Below are 14,875 nucleotides of genomic sequence, written 5' to 3' on the forward strand. Positions count from 1 at the left end.
CGGAGGTCACCGTGGAACCGTTGCCGGAAAGCAGCGACAGGAACTGGACCGAACCCGGAATCTACGAGGTCTCGGCCGGCGTCTACCGGATCCCGTTGCCCCTGCCCAACGATGCTCTGCGCGCGGTCAACGTCTACGCGGTCACCGATGGCGAAAAGCTGGTCTTGGTCGACTCGGGGTGGGCGTTGACCGTGGCGCGGCAACAGCTCGCGAGCGCGCTCGGCGGAATCGGCGCGGAGCTCGCCGATGTCGGCGAGTTCCTCGTGACCCACGTGCACCGTGACCACTATTCGCAGGCTGTCGTCCTTCGTCGCGAATTCGGTTCGAAGATCGCCCTGGGCCAGGACGAAGAGCCATCACTGAAGGCTTCCGGCAACCCTGACCGGCTGCCGATGGAAGCTCAGGTCGATCTGCTGTTCCAGGCCGGCGCCGGCGAAGTCGTCAAAGCTCTGGCCCGCGACTTCGGTACGGACCGGCGGCACACGGAAGCCGACCTCTGGGAAGCGCCCGATGAGTGGCTGACTCCGGGACGACGCCCGATCCTGCCCGGCCGCGAGTTCGACGTCGTCGCCACTCCCGGTCACACGGCCGGCCATGTCGTCTTCGTCGACGACACCGCCGATCTGCTGTTCTCCGGCGATCACGTGCTGCCGCACATCACGCCTTCGATCGGATTCCAGCCCGTCCCGGCCGAGTTGCCGCTCAACGACTTCATCGACTCGCTGCGCCTGGTGCGCGCGATGCCGGACCGCCGCATGCTTCCCGCACACGGTCCCGTGTCCGAAAGCGTGCACACGCGGGTCGACGAGCTGCTGGAACACCATCGACAACGCCTGGAGACGATCGGCTCCCAGATCGCAGCCGGCGCGAGCACGGCCTTCGAGGCCGCGCACCGGATCGGCTGGACCCGCCGCAACCGCAAGCTGTCCGAAATGGACTCGTTCAACCAGACGCTTGCCGTCCTGGAGACGGCGGCACACCTCGACCTGCTGGTGTCCCAGGGCAAACTGGCCGCTCAGGTCGTCGACGGCGTCCGGCACTTCGCGACGCCCTGAGCGGCGTGGCAGCCGACGCCGCGGGTGACGACGTCGCCGCATTTACGACGTCTGGCAGGCTTCCTGCATACTGGGTGAAATGGAAGTCATCAGACGTGCCAGAGCTACGGACGTCGAGGCGCTCGCGCGTCTGTTCGGCGCACCTGGCGAGCCGCTGGCGGTCGCACTTCGGGAACTCATGAACACCCCGCACGTCACGCTGGTCGTCGCCGAGGACGACAACGGCGTCGTCGGTACCGCGCAGCTGACGGTGCTGCGGGGGCTCGCGTGGGAAGGCGCGACCCGCGGATTGCTCGAAGGCATTCGCGCCGCCCGGCGCGGAGTGACCAGCGCGCTTCTGACCTGGGGCATCGACGAAGCCCGCCGGCGACGATGCAGCCGGCTTCACCTCGATTCCGGCCTCGCGCGCGCCGACCTGCGCGACTTCTACGCCCGCTTCGGGTTCGAGCAAAGCTATCAAGGATTCACCCGCGTCCTGTGATACTGGCGCCGTGAGCGACTACACCATCCGCAGGGCACGGCGCGAGGACATCGGCGCGATAGTGCGCATGCTCGCGGACGACCAGCTCGGTGCGACCCGTGACGATCCCCATGACCTCGAGCCCTACCTGCGCGCTTTCGCGCAGATCGACGCAGACCCGAACCAGCTTCTGGTCGTCGTGACCTCCGGCGACGAGCCGGTCGGGACATTGCAGCTGACGATCATCCCCGGCCTCGCCCGCCGCGGCGCACTTCGTGGTCAGGTCGAAGCCGTCCGGATCCACGCTGACCACCGCGGCTCCGGACTCGGCGCCGACCTCATGCGCTGGGCGATCGACGAGTCGCGGCGCCACGGATGTGCACTCGTCCAGCTCACGTCGGACGTCTCGAGGGCCGACGCCCACCGGTTCTACGAGCGGCTTGGTTTCACCCCGAGTCACACCGGGTTCAAGCTCAAGCTCTGAGCGCCGATTGCATTGGCACCAAACAGATTCCCTTCTATCCACATAGGACATAAGCTTGATCACTTCCCCTCCCGGAATCGGCGACGCACACGTCCACGCACGCGAACCATTCCGAATCAATTCGAGTACGTCAAGTCGCGAAGGGCGCGAACGGACCGTTCGCTCCCTTTTACACCCATTCTTCTGAATCTCGGTGACATTCGCCGCGAGGGCTCGTACGGTCGCACTCATGGCACCTTCACAACCACTCCGCAAACTCGCTCCTCCGGCCGATTCCGGGAGCTCCTACGACAAGCTCCCGCTCGTGCTGAGGGCGATCCGCACCGACCCGGAGACGCTGCAACGCATGCAGGACGAGCAAGTCGTGGATCTGATCCGCATCACCGATGCGGAGATCTCCAAGCTGCAAGCCCTGCAGCTACGGGCGATCGCAGATCTCAGCGTGCGCCGGAGACGGGCGCCCGGTGCAGCCTCGGAAGTGGCGTTGGCCCTGTCCATAACGGAACACCGGGCCGGCGCCATAGTCTCGGCGGCGAACGCGCTGATCGCCCGGCTCCCCCGCATGCTCAACCTCATGGACGACGGCCGACTCGACCTCTATCGCGCCATGAAGGTCACGGATGCGACGTCGTGGCTGTCCAGGGACCACGTACGCCTCGTCGACGCGATGCTCGAGGACCGCGTTCCGGGGCGCAATGCAACTCAGGTCCGCCGTGCCGCGGCCTATGCAGCCGCGAAAGCAGATCCAGAGGGCGCGGCGCAGCGCACCGAACGGAGCCTCGTCGAACGGCGGTTGACCCTGCACCACCAGGACACCGGTGTGACCGGTCTTTCGATCAACAACGCGCCCACCGAGAAGGCGACTGCGGCTTACGCACGTATCGTCCGGGCCGCTCGGGCGTTGAAGACCCCCGACGAGGCTCGGACGCTGGACCAGCTCCGAGCGGACGTCGCCATGGATCTGCTGCTCAGCGGAACGGGCGGCCCGAGCGAGCGCACCGAGGTGTTCCTGCACGTCGACCTGGCGACCTACCTCGGCGTGAACGACTTCCCAGCGGCTCTTGCCGGACGCGGGCCCGTCGCGGCGTCAGTGGCCCGTCGCATCATCAGCGGCTCCGACACAACGCTCCGACGAGTTCTCACCGATCCGCGTTCCGGCCGAGCGATCGAGCTGTCGCCCGCGCGATACCCGCTGGACCCGGCGCACGACGAGTTCATCCGGGTCCGGGACCGCGAGTGCCGGCAGCCCGGATGCACACGTCCCGCGCAGAACTGCGGGATCGAAGCGACCCGGGCGCAGGGCGAGGCCAAAGAGAGTGCGGATCAGCCGGTCACGTACTGCTCGCGGCACCGCAGGTTGAAGAGCCAGCCCGGTTGGGACTACGAAGTCACGCCTGACGGCACGGTGAACGTCGCAACACCGGCCGGCCGGGTGCACTCGACAACACCGCCGTCAATGCATTCCGGGCGACGGCGAGCGAACCGAAGCCGCAAGAAGCCACGGCTATGACCGACGGTCAGCGCGTGCCCGAGATCTTCGCGCTGCCCAGGACGATGTCCCCGCCCTCGGCATCCGGCCGGTAGAGCACGACGACCTGCCCCGGGGCCACCCCGCGCAGCGGTTCGCGCAGATGGACCGTCATGGTGTCGGAGTCCACGTCGGCGACCGCGTCGACGATTCCTCCGTGGGCCCTGACCTGCGCCACGCATTCGGTCGGTTCGGTCAGCGGCTCACCGCTGGGCCAGATCGCGCGGTCGGCTTCGATCGTCTTGATCCCGAGCCCTGCTGCGGAACCGACCTTGACGGAGCCGGAAACCGGTTCGAGCGACAGGACATATCGAGGCCGGCCGTCGGACGCCGGAGCCTCGATTCCGAGCCCCTTGCGCTGTCCGACGGTGAATCCGTGCACGCCGGTGTGATGGCCAAGCACTGCGCCGGTCTCCGCGTCCACGAGTTCGCCAGGACGCTGGCCCAGCCGGTTCTCCAAGAACTTCTTGGTGTCACCGTCGGGAATGAAGCAGATGTCGTGGCTGTCCGGCTTGTTGGCGACGGACAGCCCACGTCGCTCCGCCTCGGCCCGCACGTCAGTCTTCCAAGAGTCGCCCAAAGGGAACATGGCGTGGCTGAGCTGCTCCGCGGTGAGGGAGGCGAGCACGTAGGACTGGTCCTTGCCGCTGTCGGCACTGCGGCGCAGCTCGGGCACGCCATCCACCACGGAGAGGCGCGCATAGTGGCCCGTGGCGACCGCGTCGAAACCGAGCGCCATCGCCTTCTCGAGGAGGGCTTCGAACTTGATCTTCTCGTTGCAGGTGACACACGGGTTCGGCGTACGTCCGGCGGCGTATTCACCGACGAAGGTCTCGACAACCTCTTCGGTGAAGCGCTCCGCGAAATCCCAGATGTAGAAAGGGATTCCGAGGATGTCGGCGGCCCGTCGGGCGTCGTGCGAGTCTTCGATCGTGCAGCACCCACGCGATCCGGTTCGCAAGGTGCCCGGCTTGGCCGACAACGCCAAGTGCACGCCGACGACGTCGTGCCCGGCATCGACTGCACGCGCCGCGGCGACCGCCGAGTCCACTCCTCCGCTCATCGCGGCCAAAACCCGCATTGCCTTACACCTCTTGCTTCTGGTTCTGCTTGCGCATTCCGGCCAAGCCGGCCTGCCGGGCGCGTGTGACGACTCCGCCGATCTCGGCGGCGACCGCTTCAACATCCGCGGCAGAGGATGTGTGGCCGAGGGAGAAACGAAGAGAGCCGCGAGCCGCCGCGGGGTCGGCGCCCATGGCGAGCAGCACGTGGCTCGGTTGGGCGACGCCTGCCGTGCAGGCGGATCCCGTTGAGCATTCGATGCCCTTGGCGTCGAGCAGCATCAGCAGGCTGTCGCCGGCGCACCCCGGGAATGTGAAGTGAACATGGCTGGGCAGCCGTTCACCATCTCCGCCGTTGAGGATGGCGTCGGGCACTTCGCGCTGAATGACTTCGATGAGTCCGTCGCGGAGCTCCTCGACGCGCTTTGCGTAGTCGGCTCGAGTCGCGACGCTGGCTCGGACCGCAGCTGCGAAACCGACGATCGCCGGGACGTCGAGGGTGCCGGAACGAACGCTGCGTTCCTGGCCTCCGCCGTGCAGGAGGGGTACGCACGTCACGTCGCGGCCGAGCAAGAGGGCGCCCACGCCGAAGGGACCACCGAGCTTGTGTCCGGTGAGGGTGAGAGCGGCGGCACCGCTGGCCGCGAAGTCGACCGGGACAGCGCCGACGGCCTGTACCGCGTCGGTGTGGAGCGGGATGTCGAACTCGGCGCAGACCGCGGCCAGCTCGGCGATCGGATTGATCGTCCCGACCTCGTTGTTGGCCCACATCACCGTCACCAGTGCCACGGTTTCGGGATCCGTGGCAATGGCGGTGCGGAGCACATCGGGCGAAACGCGGCCCTGGCTGTCGACTTCCAGCAGCGTGATCTCGGCGCCGCAGTGGGATTCGAGCCATTCGACCGTGTCGAGTACGGCGTGGTGCTCCGCGGCTCCGCACAGGATGCGGCGACGCTGCTCCTGCTCATCGTGGCGAGCCCAGAAGATGCCCTTGAGCGCGAGGTTGTCGCTCTCGGTGCCGCCGCCGGTGAAGATCACCTCGGAGGGGCGGGCGCCCAGGGCGTCGGCGATGGTTTCGCGGGCTTCCTCGACCATCCGCCGAGCGCGGCGGCCCGAAGAGTGCAGCGCGGAGGCGTTGCCCACGTTGGACAGCGCCTCGGTCATCGCCGCTACGGCTTCGGGCAACATCGGAGTGGTCGCCGCGTGGTCGAGATAGGTCATCGCTTCTTCAGAGTAGTCTGCTCCACCGCGTGACGAAGCCCACCCTGGCCCTCGAAGTGGGCTGTCACACCTTCGACGGCCACCGTCCGGTCAGCCGGACCCCCAGCAGCGCGAGGGCCACCAAGGCAACTGTGAGCAGGGCCATCGCAGGCGACGGGTCGAGGACCGAGCCCGCCACGCCGAGCAGGACGCCGCCCAGGCCGATGAGCAGGGCGGAGCCCACCCAGTCGGCCAGCTGCATCGCCGAGGTGTTGAAGCCGCGCTCACCCTCGGGTGAGTAGCGGAGCAGGAGGACGGAGATCGCGGGCATCGCGATCCCCATGCCGGCGCCACCGACCGCGCAGGCCACGAACGCCGGCCAGGCGGGGAACCAAGGCTGCGATACCAGGCCGAAGCCGGCCAAACCGGCCGCGACCAGCCAAAACCCTGTGCGAAGCGACGCCTCCCTGGACCAGTTGAGGAACCGGCCTTGCGCCGCCGAGGCCGCTGACCAGCCCAATGCCGTGATGGTCAGCGGTAGGCCGGCAAGCGCCGGGCTGTAGCCGTGGACCGCGCTCATCGTCAGAGGCAGGTACGCCTCCATCCCGGCGTACGCGCCGGCGATCAGGGCGCGGGACGCGACGACCGTCGGCAGGCCGGGGCGGGATGACAGCGTTCCGGTCGGGAGCAACGTCCGGAGGGCGTAGCCCAAGGCGACGAGCCCGGCCGTGCCGTAGGCGAGGGCCAGGAGCGACTGGTGCTGGGCCGCCCACGTCAACGCCGCGACGCCGAGGGCCGCGATGATCGCCTGGACCACACCTGCGCGGCGGCCGTCGACGGACGGTGAGTGCGCGGGGAGGCGGCGGACGACCACCGCCAGCATCGTCACACCGACGACGACCAGCGGAACCAGGCCGAGGAAGACCCAGCGCCAGCCGATGCTGACGGTCACCACGCCGGCCACGGACGGCCCGATCACCGCCGGCAGGACCCAGGCGGCCGCGTTCGCCGCGTAGATCACCGGGCGTTCCTGGTCGGTGAACGTCAACGCGATCAGGAGCGAGACCGAGACCAGCAGCAGTCCCGAGCCGAAGCCCTGCAGTGCGCGACCGAGGAGGAACATCGGCATCCCGGTCGCCGTCCCCGCGACGACCAGGCCCACCGCGAACAACACCGGCCCTGCCAGCAGTGCCGGTGCCGGACCGCGGCGATCGCCGAGCCGGCCCGACAGCACCGTCGCGACCACGCTCGAAATGAGGAAGATCGTGAACGGCCACGAGTACAGCGACAGCCCGTGAAGGTCGGCGACCAGGGTCGGCATCGCCGTCGCGACGCCCATGTTCTCGAAAGCGACCAACGTGACCACGAGCAGCAGCGCGATCGTCGTCAGGCGGTGTTCCGCGGTCCAGAGCACGCTGCGGCGACGGGGTGCGGAGTCGAGCGTCGAGGCCATGATCAGCAGCGTGCAACCTCCAGCCCGCTGGAGGTCAAGCCGGCTCAGGCCGTGCGGTGCGCCACTGGCTCCAACCGCAGGTCGCGGGCCAGCGCGGCGGCCTCGCCGCGGGAGCTCACGTCCAGCTTGTCGAGGATGTTGCGGACGTGGAACTTCACCGTGTGCTCGCTGAGCTGCAGGTGTTCGGCGATCTGCCGGTTGCGCAGGCCCTGAGAGATCCCGGTCAGGACCTCGATCTCACGCGGGTTGAGCCGGTCGAGCGGACGCAGCTCCGGCGGTTCGGCGACGCCGAGCGGGAGGACCGCGGTGACCGTCGTGCCCCAGCCGGGCACCGCGTCGACCTCCCAGTGGCCACCGAGGGCGCTGAGCCGGTCGGTCAGCCCGCGAGCTGGGATCGCATCGACGACTTCGGGGCTGTCGTCGCGGACCGTGATCCGCAGTACCGAGCCGTCGAGCCGCCACGACGCCCGCAGGCGCGTGGTCGACGGACGGTCCAAAGCGGCGAGCACCAGGCCGCGGGTCATCGTCCGCGCGGTGTGGGCGATGTCCTGCGGGAGCGACGCGTCGCCGGCCGGATCGACCAGGTCGACGTCGACCTCGGTGTGGCGGACCAGGTCGGCGAGCTGGGCCCTGAGCAAGGCGAAGGCCGCGGCCGCCCGTTCCTCGGAAAGCGCCTGGTCGCGGTCGACGACGCCCTTCAGCTCGAGCAGCGCGTCGGTCGCCAGGTCGACCGCCGTGCGGCGGGCAACGCCGTCGGACAGTCGTCCCGAGCGCAGCACGGCCAGGAGCGTGGCCAGGGTCGCCGCGTGGGTCTGGCCGAGGTCGGTGATCGCCTGGGCCCGCGCGGTGGCCGCCGCGAGGTTGCTGGCCAGTACGTCCGGGCCCGGATCGGCCGCGCGTTGGCCGACGTCGGTGCTGAGGACGTGCCACAGCTGCGCGGCCAGCTCCAGCTCGACCGTCGGCAGCTCCGTGTCCTCCGGCACGACGGCGAGAACCGCCCCTTTGCCGACCGCCGGCATCGACGAAAGAAGGACGAGCCAGCGTTCGACGCCGCCGAGCACGCCGTCGACCACCAGGGCCCTGCCCGGCTCGCTGCGGTCGACCAGCCGTTGCAGCTCGACGCTCGTCACGGCGTCGGCGATCGCCTGGTCACCCACGACCTTGAGCGGGCTGCGGGGGCAGTCCCCGGTCTGCATGGCGGCCGCGTGGTGCGGGATCAGCTTCCCCAGCTCGGCGGAGAACCTGAGCAGCAGGTGAGGCCGCGGTGCCGACAGCAGCCGGTCGACGACGTCCAGCACGTGTCGCGGATCGGACCAGGAAGCGTCCATGCGTCCAAAGTAGGCGCGTCCACGTTCGGCCGACCTGCTCGTCCGGCTAGTGAACGCTGCTCGTCCGGGTGGTTCGGTGGAATAGCCGGGCCGAGTTGACTGCTTAGGGAGGACATTCGAAGTCACAACCCGAGGAGCGCAGCGAACACCATGCGAGCGATCACCTTCTCCGCCTACGGCGGGCCGGACGTCCTGCAGCTGTCCGAGGTTCCGGTACCGGAGCCCGGCCCGGGACAGGTGCGGCTGGCCATCCGGGCCGCCGGGATCAACCCGATCGACTGGAAGATCCGCAGCGGCTTCATGCAGCAGAACTTCCAGGTCGCCTTTCCGCACATCCCCGGCCTCGAGGTGGCCGGTGTCGTCGACGCTGTCGGCGAGGGCGCGGACTTCGCCGTCGGTGACGAGGTGTTCGGCTGGTCCGAGACCGGCGCGTACGCCGAGTACGCGCTGGCGAAGACGCTCGCGCCGAAGCCCGCCGGTATTTCGTGGGCCGACGCGGCCGCGCTGCCGGTCGCCGGTGAGACGGCGCTTCGCGTTCTCGGACTGCTCGACGTCCGCGAAGGCGAGACGCTGCTGGTCCACGGCGCCAGCGGCACGGTCGGGCGGTTCGCCGCGCAGGTGGCCGTCGCCAAGGGACTGACCGTCATCGGCACCGCCGGCAGCCGGAACCTCGACGACCTGAAGTCGCTGGGCGTCGTGCCGGTGCTCTACGGCGACGGCTGGCTGGACCGGGTCCGCGAGGCCGCGTCCGGGCCGGTGGACGCCGTGTTCGACACCACCGGACACGGGGTGCTGCCCGGGTCGGTCGAGCTGCGGGGCACGAAGGACCGAGTCATCACGATCGCCGACGGTGCCGCGTTCGAGCTCGGCATTCCGTTCTCGAGCGGGGGTGAGCAGTCGCGTGAGGTCCTGACCGGGATCGCCGGCTGGGTGACCGACCGCGGGGTCCGCATCGCCCAGGGCAGGAGTTACCCGCTCGCCGAGGCCGCCGCCGCGCAGATCGAGAGCCAGGACGGGCACCCCGGCGGGAAGCTCACGCTCGCTGTCGGCTGAACGAGCCGGCCGAGCGGTTCCATGCGAACCGACCGCCCGGACACAGCGAACAGGCCTGTCATCGGATCACGATGACAGGCCCGCGCTCACAAGACCGCTGACGCCTCCCAACCCGGGCCTGTCGCCGGATCGCGGCGACAGGGCCCGGATCACTTCGCGGGAGGCGAAGCCAAAGGGATCGGCTGGGGACGCGGGGTCCGCCGCCGCTGCTGGGCCGGGATCTTCACCGTCCCCAGCGCCGAATGCACCGACGCCTCGGCGAGAGCCGCCAGTTCACGCCGGTTCTCCGCACGACCCGGGGCGATCTCCGGGCAGATGTGGATCTCGAGCACCAGCCCGCGCAACGCCGAGACCCGGCGCAGGGACGCGATCAGCGACTCCGGGCCGATGAACGCCGGGCGGCTCGTCTCGCGGCCGTCCGCGAGGCGGTACCTCAGCGCGATCGGGCGGACCGGCACACCGCCGTCGATGGCCGCCTGGAACGTCGCCGTCGTGAAGCGGCCGGACGCCAGACCGCACCACGTGGTCCCCTCCGGGGTCACGCTCACCAGCGACCCCGTCCTCAGCGCATCGGCCAGCGACGCCATCGTGGCCGGCAGCGTCGTCAGCCGCTCGCGGTCGAGGAAGATGCTGCCGCCGCGGCGGACCAGGCCGCCCAGCACCGGCCAGCCCGCGATCTCCTTCTTGGCCAGCGCGCGCATCGGCCGCAGCGCGTTGATCGCGACGATGTCCAGCCACGAGATGTGGTTGTTGACCACCAAAGCACCACGACCGGCCGGTGCGGTCAGGAAGTCCTCACCGCCGTGGACGAGAAGCCGGACGCCGAACGCCCGCAGCACGCCGCGGAAGATCAGCCGGACCCGGCGCTCGCGGCCCCACGACACCAGCAGCAGGGGCGCCGTCAGCATTGCCGAAAAAACGACGAAGATCGCCGCGGTGACGCGCAGTACGCGCCGCGGAAAGCCGACCACCGGGTCGCCGTCGGTCAAGCAGCCGTCGCCGCAGGGCGAGGTCGGCATCCAGGCGTGGCTCATACCTGGACCCCGAGGAAGAACTTCAGGTACCGCTCGTCGACGTTGTGCAGATCCAGCACGACGAAGAAGTCCGCGACACCGAAGGCGGCGTCGAGCGCGGGCGGTCCGTAGGCCTTGGCGCCGAGCCGGACGTAGCCCTTGATCAGCGGCGGCAGGACCGAGCGATCCGGGCGTTCGATCCCGGTGGCGTCCCACGGGATCAGCGGCGAGACACGCGTGGCCTCGTCCGAGTAGTGCTTGGTGCGCAGGACGTCCCAGACGCCGGCGGCGAACGAACCGCCGTCCACCAGCGGGACCGACGCGCAGCCGGCGAGGTAGCGGTGGCCGGACAGCAGCATGTAGCGGGCGATCCCGGCCCAGACCAGGCTGACGACGGCGCCACTGCGGTGGTCCGGGTGCACGCACGACCGGCCGGTTTCGACCAGGGACGGCCGCAGCCCGTCGAGCGCGCTCAGATCGAACTCGCTGTCGGCGTAGAGCTTCCCGGCCACGGCGGCGCGATCGGGCGGCAGCATCCGGTAGCAGCCGACGATCTCGCCCGTGTTGTCGTCGCGGACCACGAGGTGGTCGCAGAATTCGTCGAACTCGTCGACGTCGAGACCGGCGATCGGCGAGTGCAGCCGCGCGCCCATCTCCTCGGCGAAAACCCGGTGGCGGAGCTTCTGTGCGGCGACCACTTCTTCGTTCGCGTGGGCGACGAGGAGGGAGTACCGGGGAGCGTCCGCGGGGAGGTCGGCACCCGCCTGATCAGTGCTGACGAGGAGCTGTGACGTCGTCATGGTCAAGGTGTACCTGCGCGTTGGAAGCCGCGGAGAGTGCCATCCGATGACCGATTAGTGCACGTTCAGTTAATTGCGGGTTCTCAGGCTTCTCTCAGGTCCCGAAAACGCACGAAGGGCCTTCCAGGTGATCCCGGAAGGCCCTTCGGAGCAATGGTCAGCCCTTGCGCTTCTCGACCGCTTCGGTCAGCTGCGGCGCGACGTTGAACAGGTCGCCGACGATGCCGAAGTCGGCGATCTCGAAGATCGGCGCCTCCGGGTCCTTGTTGACGGCGATGATCGTCTTCGACGTCTGCATGCCGGCGCGGTGCTGGATCGCGCCGGAGATGCCGAGCGCGATGTACAGCTGCGGCGACACGGTCTTGCCGGTCTGGCCCACCTGGAACTGCGCCGGGTAGTAGCCGGAGTCGACCGCGGCACGCGACGCGCCGACAGCCGCGCCGAGCGAGTCGGCCAGCTTCTCGACGACGTCGAACTTCTCCGCCGAGCCGACACCGCGGCCACCGGAGACCACGATCGAGGCCTCGGTCAGCTCCGGACGGTCACCGCCGGTCACCGGCTCGACGCCGGTGATCTTGGTGGCCTTCGCCGCGTCGGTGGCGGGGATCTCGACGGTCTCCTCGGCCGCCGCACCCTCGGCCGGCTCGGCCTCGACCGCGCCCGGGCGGATGGAGACGACGACCGGCGCACCCTTGGTGGACTTCGACTTCACCGAGAACGCGCCACCGAAGATCGACTGGTCGATCACGCCGTCGCCGTTGACGCCCACGGCGTCGTAGATCAGGCCGGAGCCCAGGCGCACGGCCAGGCGGGCGGCGACCTCCTTGCCCTCACCGCTGGCGGTGACGAGCACGGCGGCCGGGGACACCTGCTGCGCCAGCGCGGCGAGCACGTCCACCTTCGGCGTGACCAGGTAGTTCGCGGCGTCGTCACCTTCGGCGACATACACCTTGGCGGCGCCGTGGGAAGCCAGCGCCTGCTTCGCCTTGGCGGCGGTCCCGGTCGGGCCGACGACGACGGCCGACGGCTCTCCGAGCGCACGGGCCGCGGTCAGCAGCTCGAGCGTGACCTTCTTGACCTCACCGTCGACGTGGTCGACGAGGACGAGTACTTCAGCCATGTTCTTGTTCCTCCTCGAAGAGCCGTTGTCAGATGAGCTTCTGGCCGACCAGGTACTCGGCGACCTTGGTGCCGCCGTCACCCTCGTCCTCGACCTTCTCACCGGCGGTGCGCGGCGGCTTCGGCGAGGATTCGATCACGGCGGACCACGCGTTGCCGAGGCCGACCTCGCCCGCGTCGACGCCCAGGTCGGCGATGGTGAACGTCTCGACCGGCTTCTTCTTCGCGGCCATGATGCCCTTGAACGACGGGTAGCGCGGCTCGTTGATCTTCTCGCCGACGCTGACCACGGCGGGCAGGGTCGCCTCGAGGCGGGCGAGGCCGTCCTCGGTCTCGCGGACCGCCTTGATGGTCTTGCCGTCGACCGTCACCTCACGCGCGTAGGTGACCTGCGGCAGCCCGAGCAGCTCGGCGAGGATCGCGGGGACGGCGCCACCGCGGCCGTCGGAGGACTCGTTGCCGGCGATGATCAGGTCGTAGCCTTCGACCTTCGAGATCGCGGCGGCGAGCACCTTGGCGGTGGCGATCGCGTCGGAACCGTGCAGCGCCTCGTCGGAGACGTGGATGGCCTTGTCGGCGCCCATGGACAGCGCCTTGCGGATGGCGTCGGTCGCGCGGTCCGGGCCCACCGAGATCACGGTGACCTCGCCCTCGCCGGCCTCCTTGATCTTCAACGCCTCTTCGACGGCCTTCTCGTTGATCTCGTCGAGCACGGCGTCGGCGGATTCACGGTCAAGGGTGTGGTCGGTCCCGTTGAGCTTCCGCTCCGAGTAGGTGTCCGGTACCTGCTTGACCAGGACAACGATGTTCGTCATGGGTCTGCTTCGACCTCCCGGTTGTGCCCCGCGGACGACCACGGGTCAGTGCTCTACTGGCCGGTAGATTAGGCCCAATCGGCGCGCCGGACCCGTCGAGGTGACGCCATTCACCTGGATGCGCAATCTAATGGGACCATCGTCCCGGTAGTCGACCGGTTACCCCTCCTGAACTGCCGTTCGTCCAATCGGACCAACCACGGCCTACTCGCAGTGGGTGTCAGCGGTTAACCTCCCCCACCATGCCCGCGCGCATCGCCGTCATCACCGACTCGAGCTCCTGCCTGCCCGACCTCGTCGCCGCCCGCTGGGCCATCGGAGTCGTCCAGATCCAGCTGAACCTGGGTGGTCACTTCGACGACGAAAACCGCTTCGAGCGCGGCGAGGTGATCGACGCCATGAGAGAAGGGCACGTCATCACCACTTCGCCCCCGGATCCGGGGGCGTTCTTCTGGACCTACCAGGAAGCGGCCGCCTCGGGCGCGACCGCCATCGTCAGCATCCACATCTCCGGCCGCATGTCCGACACCGTCCGCGCGGCCCGGGAGGCCGCCCAGCAGGTCCGCATCCCGGTGCACGTCCTGGACAGCCGCACCACCGGGATGAGCCTCGGCTTCGCCGCGGTGTCGGCGGCCCGCGCCGCCGCGGCGGGCGCGGACGCCGGCCGCGTCATCGAAGCCGCCGAACGCCGGTGCTTCACCAGCACCGAGTTCATCTACGTCGACACGCTGGAGTACCTCCGCCGGGGCGGGCGGATCGGCGCCGCGCAGGCGATGCTCGGGACCGCGTTCTCGATCAAGCCGCTGCTCACGGTCAAGAACGGCGAGGTCGCGCCGCTGGCCCGCGTCCCCGGCACGCGCCGGGCGCTGGCCAAGATGGTCGACCTCGCGGTCAAGAAGTCCGGCGGCTTCCGCGCCGACATCGCTGTGACCCGGTTCGGCGCGAGCGACCACGAACTCGAGATCGGCCGGCAGATCGAACGCCGGGTGCCGGCGATGGCCGAGAGCATGGTCGTCGAAGCGAGCACGGTCATCGGCGCGCACCTCGGCCCGGGCGCGCTCGGCATCACGGTGTCACCGGTGTACTGACCCGGCGGCCGGGGATCGCCAGCAGCACGAGCGGCACCAGCACGGTGAGTCCCGTCAACGCGATGATGAGCACCTGGTCGATCGTCTCGAAATGCGACACGTGCCCGAGGTGGTAGGCGAAGTGCGGAACGCTGTAGAGCAGCGCCGCCACCGAGGCCAGCCGGGCCACGGCTGTGGTGCCGATCACGGCGGCGCCGATCAGCATCGCCGCGAGCGCCAGGTTGAGGCCGCCGAAGTCGCGCAGGAGGTGCTCGTTGAAGGGGCCGTCCATCGAGACCCAGCCCGTGCGGACGCCGGGAAAGTCCTGGTAGAAGCCGGTTGGCGTGATCAGTGGCCACAGTCCGATCGGGACCTCGACCAGGCCGAAGAGGACGAGCAGTATGCGGGTCGTTGTTCGTTGCATGACCACGGAACGAGA

15 protein-coding genes are annotated in these 14,875 nt (G+C 69.3%); 6 read left to right on the forward strand and 9 right to left on the reverse strand.

Features of this window, described 5'->3' with window-relative positions; translation table 11 throughout:
* The first annotated feature begins 11 nt into the window (after window positions 1-11).
* From QRX60_RS02345 to QRX60_RS02360, 4 genes are all read left to right on the forward strand, one after another.
* A complete protein-coding gene (locus QRX60_RS02345; RefSeq protein WP_285999144.1) occupies window positions 12-1,055 on the forward strand; it encodes an MBL fold metallo-hydrolase in 1,044 nt (347 codons plus the stop codon).
* A 79-nt stretch (window positions 1,056-1,134) separates the two neighbouring features.
* Complete coding sequence (locus QRX60_RS02350; protein ID WP_285999145.1) at window positions 1,135-1,536, forward strand: GNAT family N-acetyltransferase; 402 nt, start codon at window positions 1,135-1,137, stop codon at window positions 1,534-1,536.
* Window positions 1,537-1,546: 10 nt separating this feature from the next.
* On the forward strand, window positions 1,547-1,999 hold the full coding sequence (locus tag QRX60_RS02355) for a GNAT family N-acetyltransferase (protein ID WP_285999146.1): 453 nt from the start codon (window positions 1,547-1,549) through the stop codon (window positions 1,997-1,999).
* Window positions 2,000-2,228: 229 nt separating this feature from the next.
* On the forward strand, window positions 2,229-3,509 hold the full coding sequence (locus tag QRX60_RS02360; protein WP_408630199.1) for a DUF222 domain-containing protein: 1,281 nt from the start codon (window positions 2,229-2,231) through the stop codon (window positions 3,507-3,509).
* Between the two features lie 7 nt (window positions 3,510-3,516).
* Here QRX60_RS02360 and mnmA read toward each other — a convergent pair whose 3' ends face one another.
* The 4 genes from mnmA to QRX60_RS02380 form a co-directional block, all read right to left on the reverse strand.
* Complete coding sequence (gene mnmA, locus QRX60_RS02365) at window positions 3,517-4,608, reverse strand: tRNA 2-thiouridine(34) synthase MnmA (protein ID WP_285999148.1); 1,092 nt, start codon at window positions 4,606-4,608, stop codon at window positions 3,517-3,519.
* A gap of 4 nt (window positions 4,609-4,612) precedes the next feature.
* A complete protein-coding gene (locus QRX60_RS02370) occupies window positions 4,613-5,809 on the reverse strand; it encodes a cysteine desulfurase family protein (RefSeq protein WP_285999149.1) in 1,197 nt (398 codons plus the stop codon).
* 64 nt (window positions 5,810-5,873) lie between these two features.
* On the reverse strand, window positions 5,874-7,241 hold the full coding sequence (locus tag QRX60_RS02375; protein WP_285999150.1) for an MFS transporter: 1,368 nt from the start codon (window positions 7,239-7,241) through the stop codon (window positions 5,874-5,876).
* A gap of 44 nt (window positions 7,242-7,285) precedes the next feature.
* Window positions 7,286-8,569, reverse strand: coding sequence for a helix-turn-helix transcriptional regulator (locus QRX60_RS02380; protein WP_285999151.1), 1,284 nt, complete (start codon window positions 8,567-8,569; stop codon window positions 7,286-7,288).
* 150 nt (window positions 8,570-8,719) lie between these two features.
* Here QRX60_RS02380 and QRX60_RS02385 point away from each other — a divergent pair, with 150 nt between their 5' ends.
* Window positions 8,720-9,622 carry an NADP-dependent oxidoreductase gene (locus QRX60_RS02385; RefSeq protein ID WP_285999152.1) on the forward strand — a complete coding sequence of 301 codons (903 nt, stop codon included), beginning with the start codon at window positions 8,720-8,722 and terminating at the stop codon, window positions 9,620-9,622.
* 149 nt (window positions 9,623-9,771) lie between these two features.
* On the opposite strand, the gene QRX60_RS02390 is transcribed toward QRX60_RS02385, so the two are convergent.
* The 4 genes from QRX60_RS02390 to QRX60_RS02405 form a co-directional block, all read right to left on the reverse strand.
* Entirely contained in the window at window positions 9,772-10,656 is an 885-nt protein-coding gene (locus tag QRX60_RS02390; protein WP_285999153.1) for a lysophospholipid acyltransferase family protein, read from the reverse strand.
* Window positions 10,653-11,435: a GNAT family N-acetyltransferase gene (locus QRX60_RS02395; RefSeq protein WP_285999154.1), complete on the reverse strand. Its 783-nt coding sequence runs from the start codon at window positions 11,433-11,435 to the stop codon at window positions 10,653-10,655. The genes QRX60_RS02390 and QRX60_RS02395 overlap by 4 nt, the downstream gene beginning before the upstream one ends.
* A gap of 157 nt (window positions 11,436-11,592) precedes the next feature.
* Window positions 11,593-12,555 (reverse strand): electron transfer flavoprotein subunit alpha/FixB family protein, encoded by a 963-nt coding sequence (locus QRX60_RS02400; RefSeq protein ID WP_285999155.1) that lies wholly within the window; start codon window positions 12,553-12,555, stop codon window positions 11,593-11,595.
* A 28-nt stretch (window positions 12,556-12,583) separates the two neighbouring features.
* A complete protein-coding gene (locus QRX60_RS02405; protein ID WP_285999156.1) occupies window positions 12,584-13,369 on the reverse strand; it encodes an electron transfer flavoprotein subunit beta/FixA family protein in 786 nt (261 codons plus the stop codon).
* A 242-nt stretch (window positions 13,370-13,611) separates the two neighbouring features.
* On the opposite strand from QRX60_RS02405, the gene QRX60_RS02410 reads away from it, so the two are divergent.
* The gene (locus QRX60_RS02410; protein ID WP_285999157.1) at window positions 13,612-14,457 is read left to right on the forward strand and encodes a DegV family protein; all 846 of its coding nucleotides are present in this window, start codon (window positions 13,612-13,614) and stop codon (window positions 14,455-14,457) included.
* Here the strand turns inward: QRX60_RS02410 and QRX60_RS02415 are convergent.
* The gene (locus tag QRX60_RS02415) at window positions 14,435-14,860 is read right to left on the reverse strand and encodes a hypothetical protein (protein ID WP_285999158.1); all 426 of its coding nucleotides are present in this window, start codon (window positions 14,858-14,860) and stop codon (window positions 14,435-14,437) included. The genes QRX60_RS02410 and QRX60_RS02415 overlap by 23 nt on opposite strands.
* Window positions 14,861-14,875 lie beyond the last annotated feature (15 nt).

It is taken from the genome of Amycolatopsis mongoliensis (assembly GCF_030285665.1).
GTDB classification, from domain to species: domain Bacteria; phylum Actinomycetota; class Actinomycetes; order Mycobacteriales; family Pseudonocardiaceae; genus Amycolatopsis; species Amycolatopsis mongoliensis.

Excerpts from the sequence above, each read along its gene's own strand:
- QRX60_RS02350 (WP_285999145.1), top strand. The coding sequence starts at position 1,135 with ATGGAAGTCATCAGACGTGCCAGAGCTACGGACGTCGAGGCGCTCGCG.
- QRX60_RS02360 (WP_408630199.1), top strand. The coding sequence starts at position 2,229 with ATGGCACCTTCACAACCACTCCGCAAACTCGCTCCTCCGGCCGATTCC.
- mnmA (WP_285999148.1), bottom strand. The coding sequence starts at position 4,608 with ATGCGGGTTTTGGCCGCGATGAGCGGAGGAGTGGACTCGGCGGTCGCC.
- QRX60_RS02370 (WP_285999149.1), bottom strand. The coding sequence starts at position 5,809 with ATGACCTATCTCGACCACGCGGCGACCACTCCGATGTTGCCCGAAGCC.
- QRX60_RS02375 (WP_285999150.1), bottom strand. The coding sequence starts at position 7,241 with ATGGCCTCGACGCTCGACTCCGCACCCCGTCGCCGCAGCGTGCTCTGG.
- QRX60_RS02380 (WP_285999151.1), bottom strand. The coding sequence starts at position 8,569 with ATGGACGCTTCCTGGTCCGATCCGCGACACGTGCTGGACGTCGTCGAC.
- QRX60_RS02385 (WP_285999152.1), top strand. The coding sequence starts at position 8,720 with ATGCGAGCGATCACCTTCTCCGCCTACGGCGGGCCGGACGTCCTGCAG.
- QRX60_RS02390 (WP_285999153.1), bottom strand. The coding sequence starts at position 10,656 with ATGAGCCACGCCTGGATGCCGACCTCGCCCTGCGGCGACGGCTGCTTG.
- QRX60_RS02395 (WP_285999154.1), bottom strand. The coding sequence starts at position 11,435 with ATGACGACGTCACAGCTCCTCGTCAGCACTGATCAGGCGGGTGCCGAC.
- QRX60_RS02400 (WP_285999155.1), bottom strand. The coding sequence starts at position 12,555 with ATGGCTGAAGTACTCGTCCTCGTCGACCACGTCGACGGTGAGGTCAAG.
- QRX60_RS02405 (WP_285999156.1), bottom strand. The coding sequence starts at position 13,369 with ATGACGAACATCGTTGTCCTGGTCAAGCAGGTACCGGACACCTACTCG.
- QRX60_RS02410 (WP_285999157.1), top strand. The coding sequence starts at position 13,612 with ATGCCCGCGCGCATCGCCGTCATCACCGACTCGAGCTCCTGCCTGCCC.
- QRX60_RS02415 (WP_285999158.1), bottom strand. The coding sequence starts at position 14,860 with ATGCAACGAACAACGACCCGCATACTGCTCGTCCTCTTCGGCCTGGTC.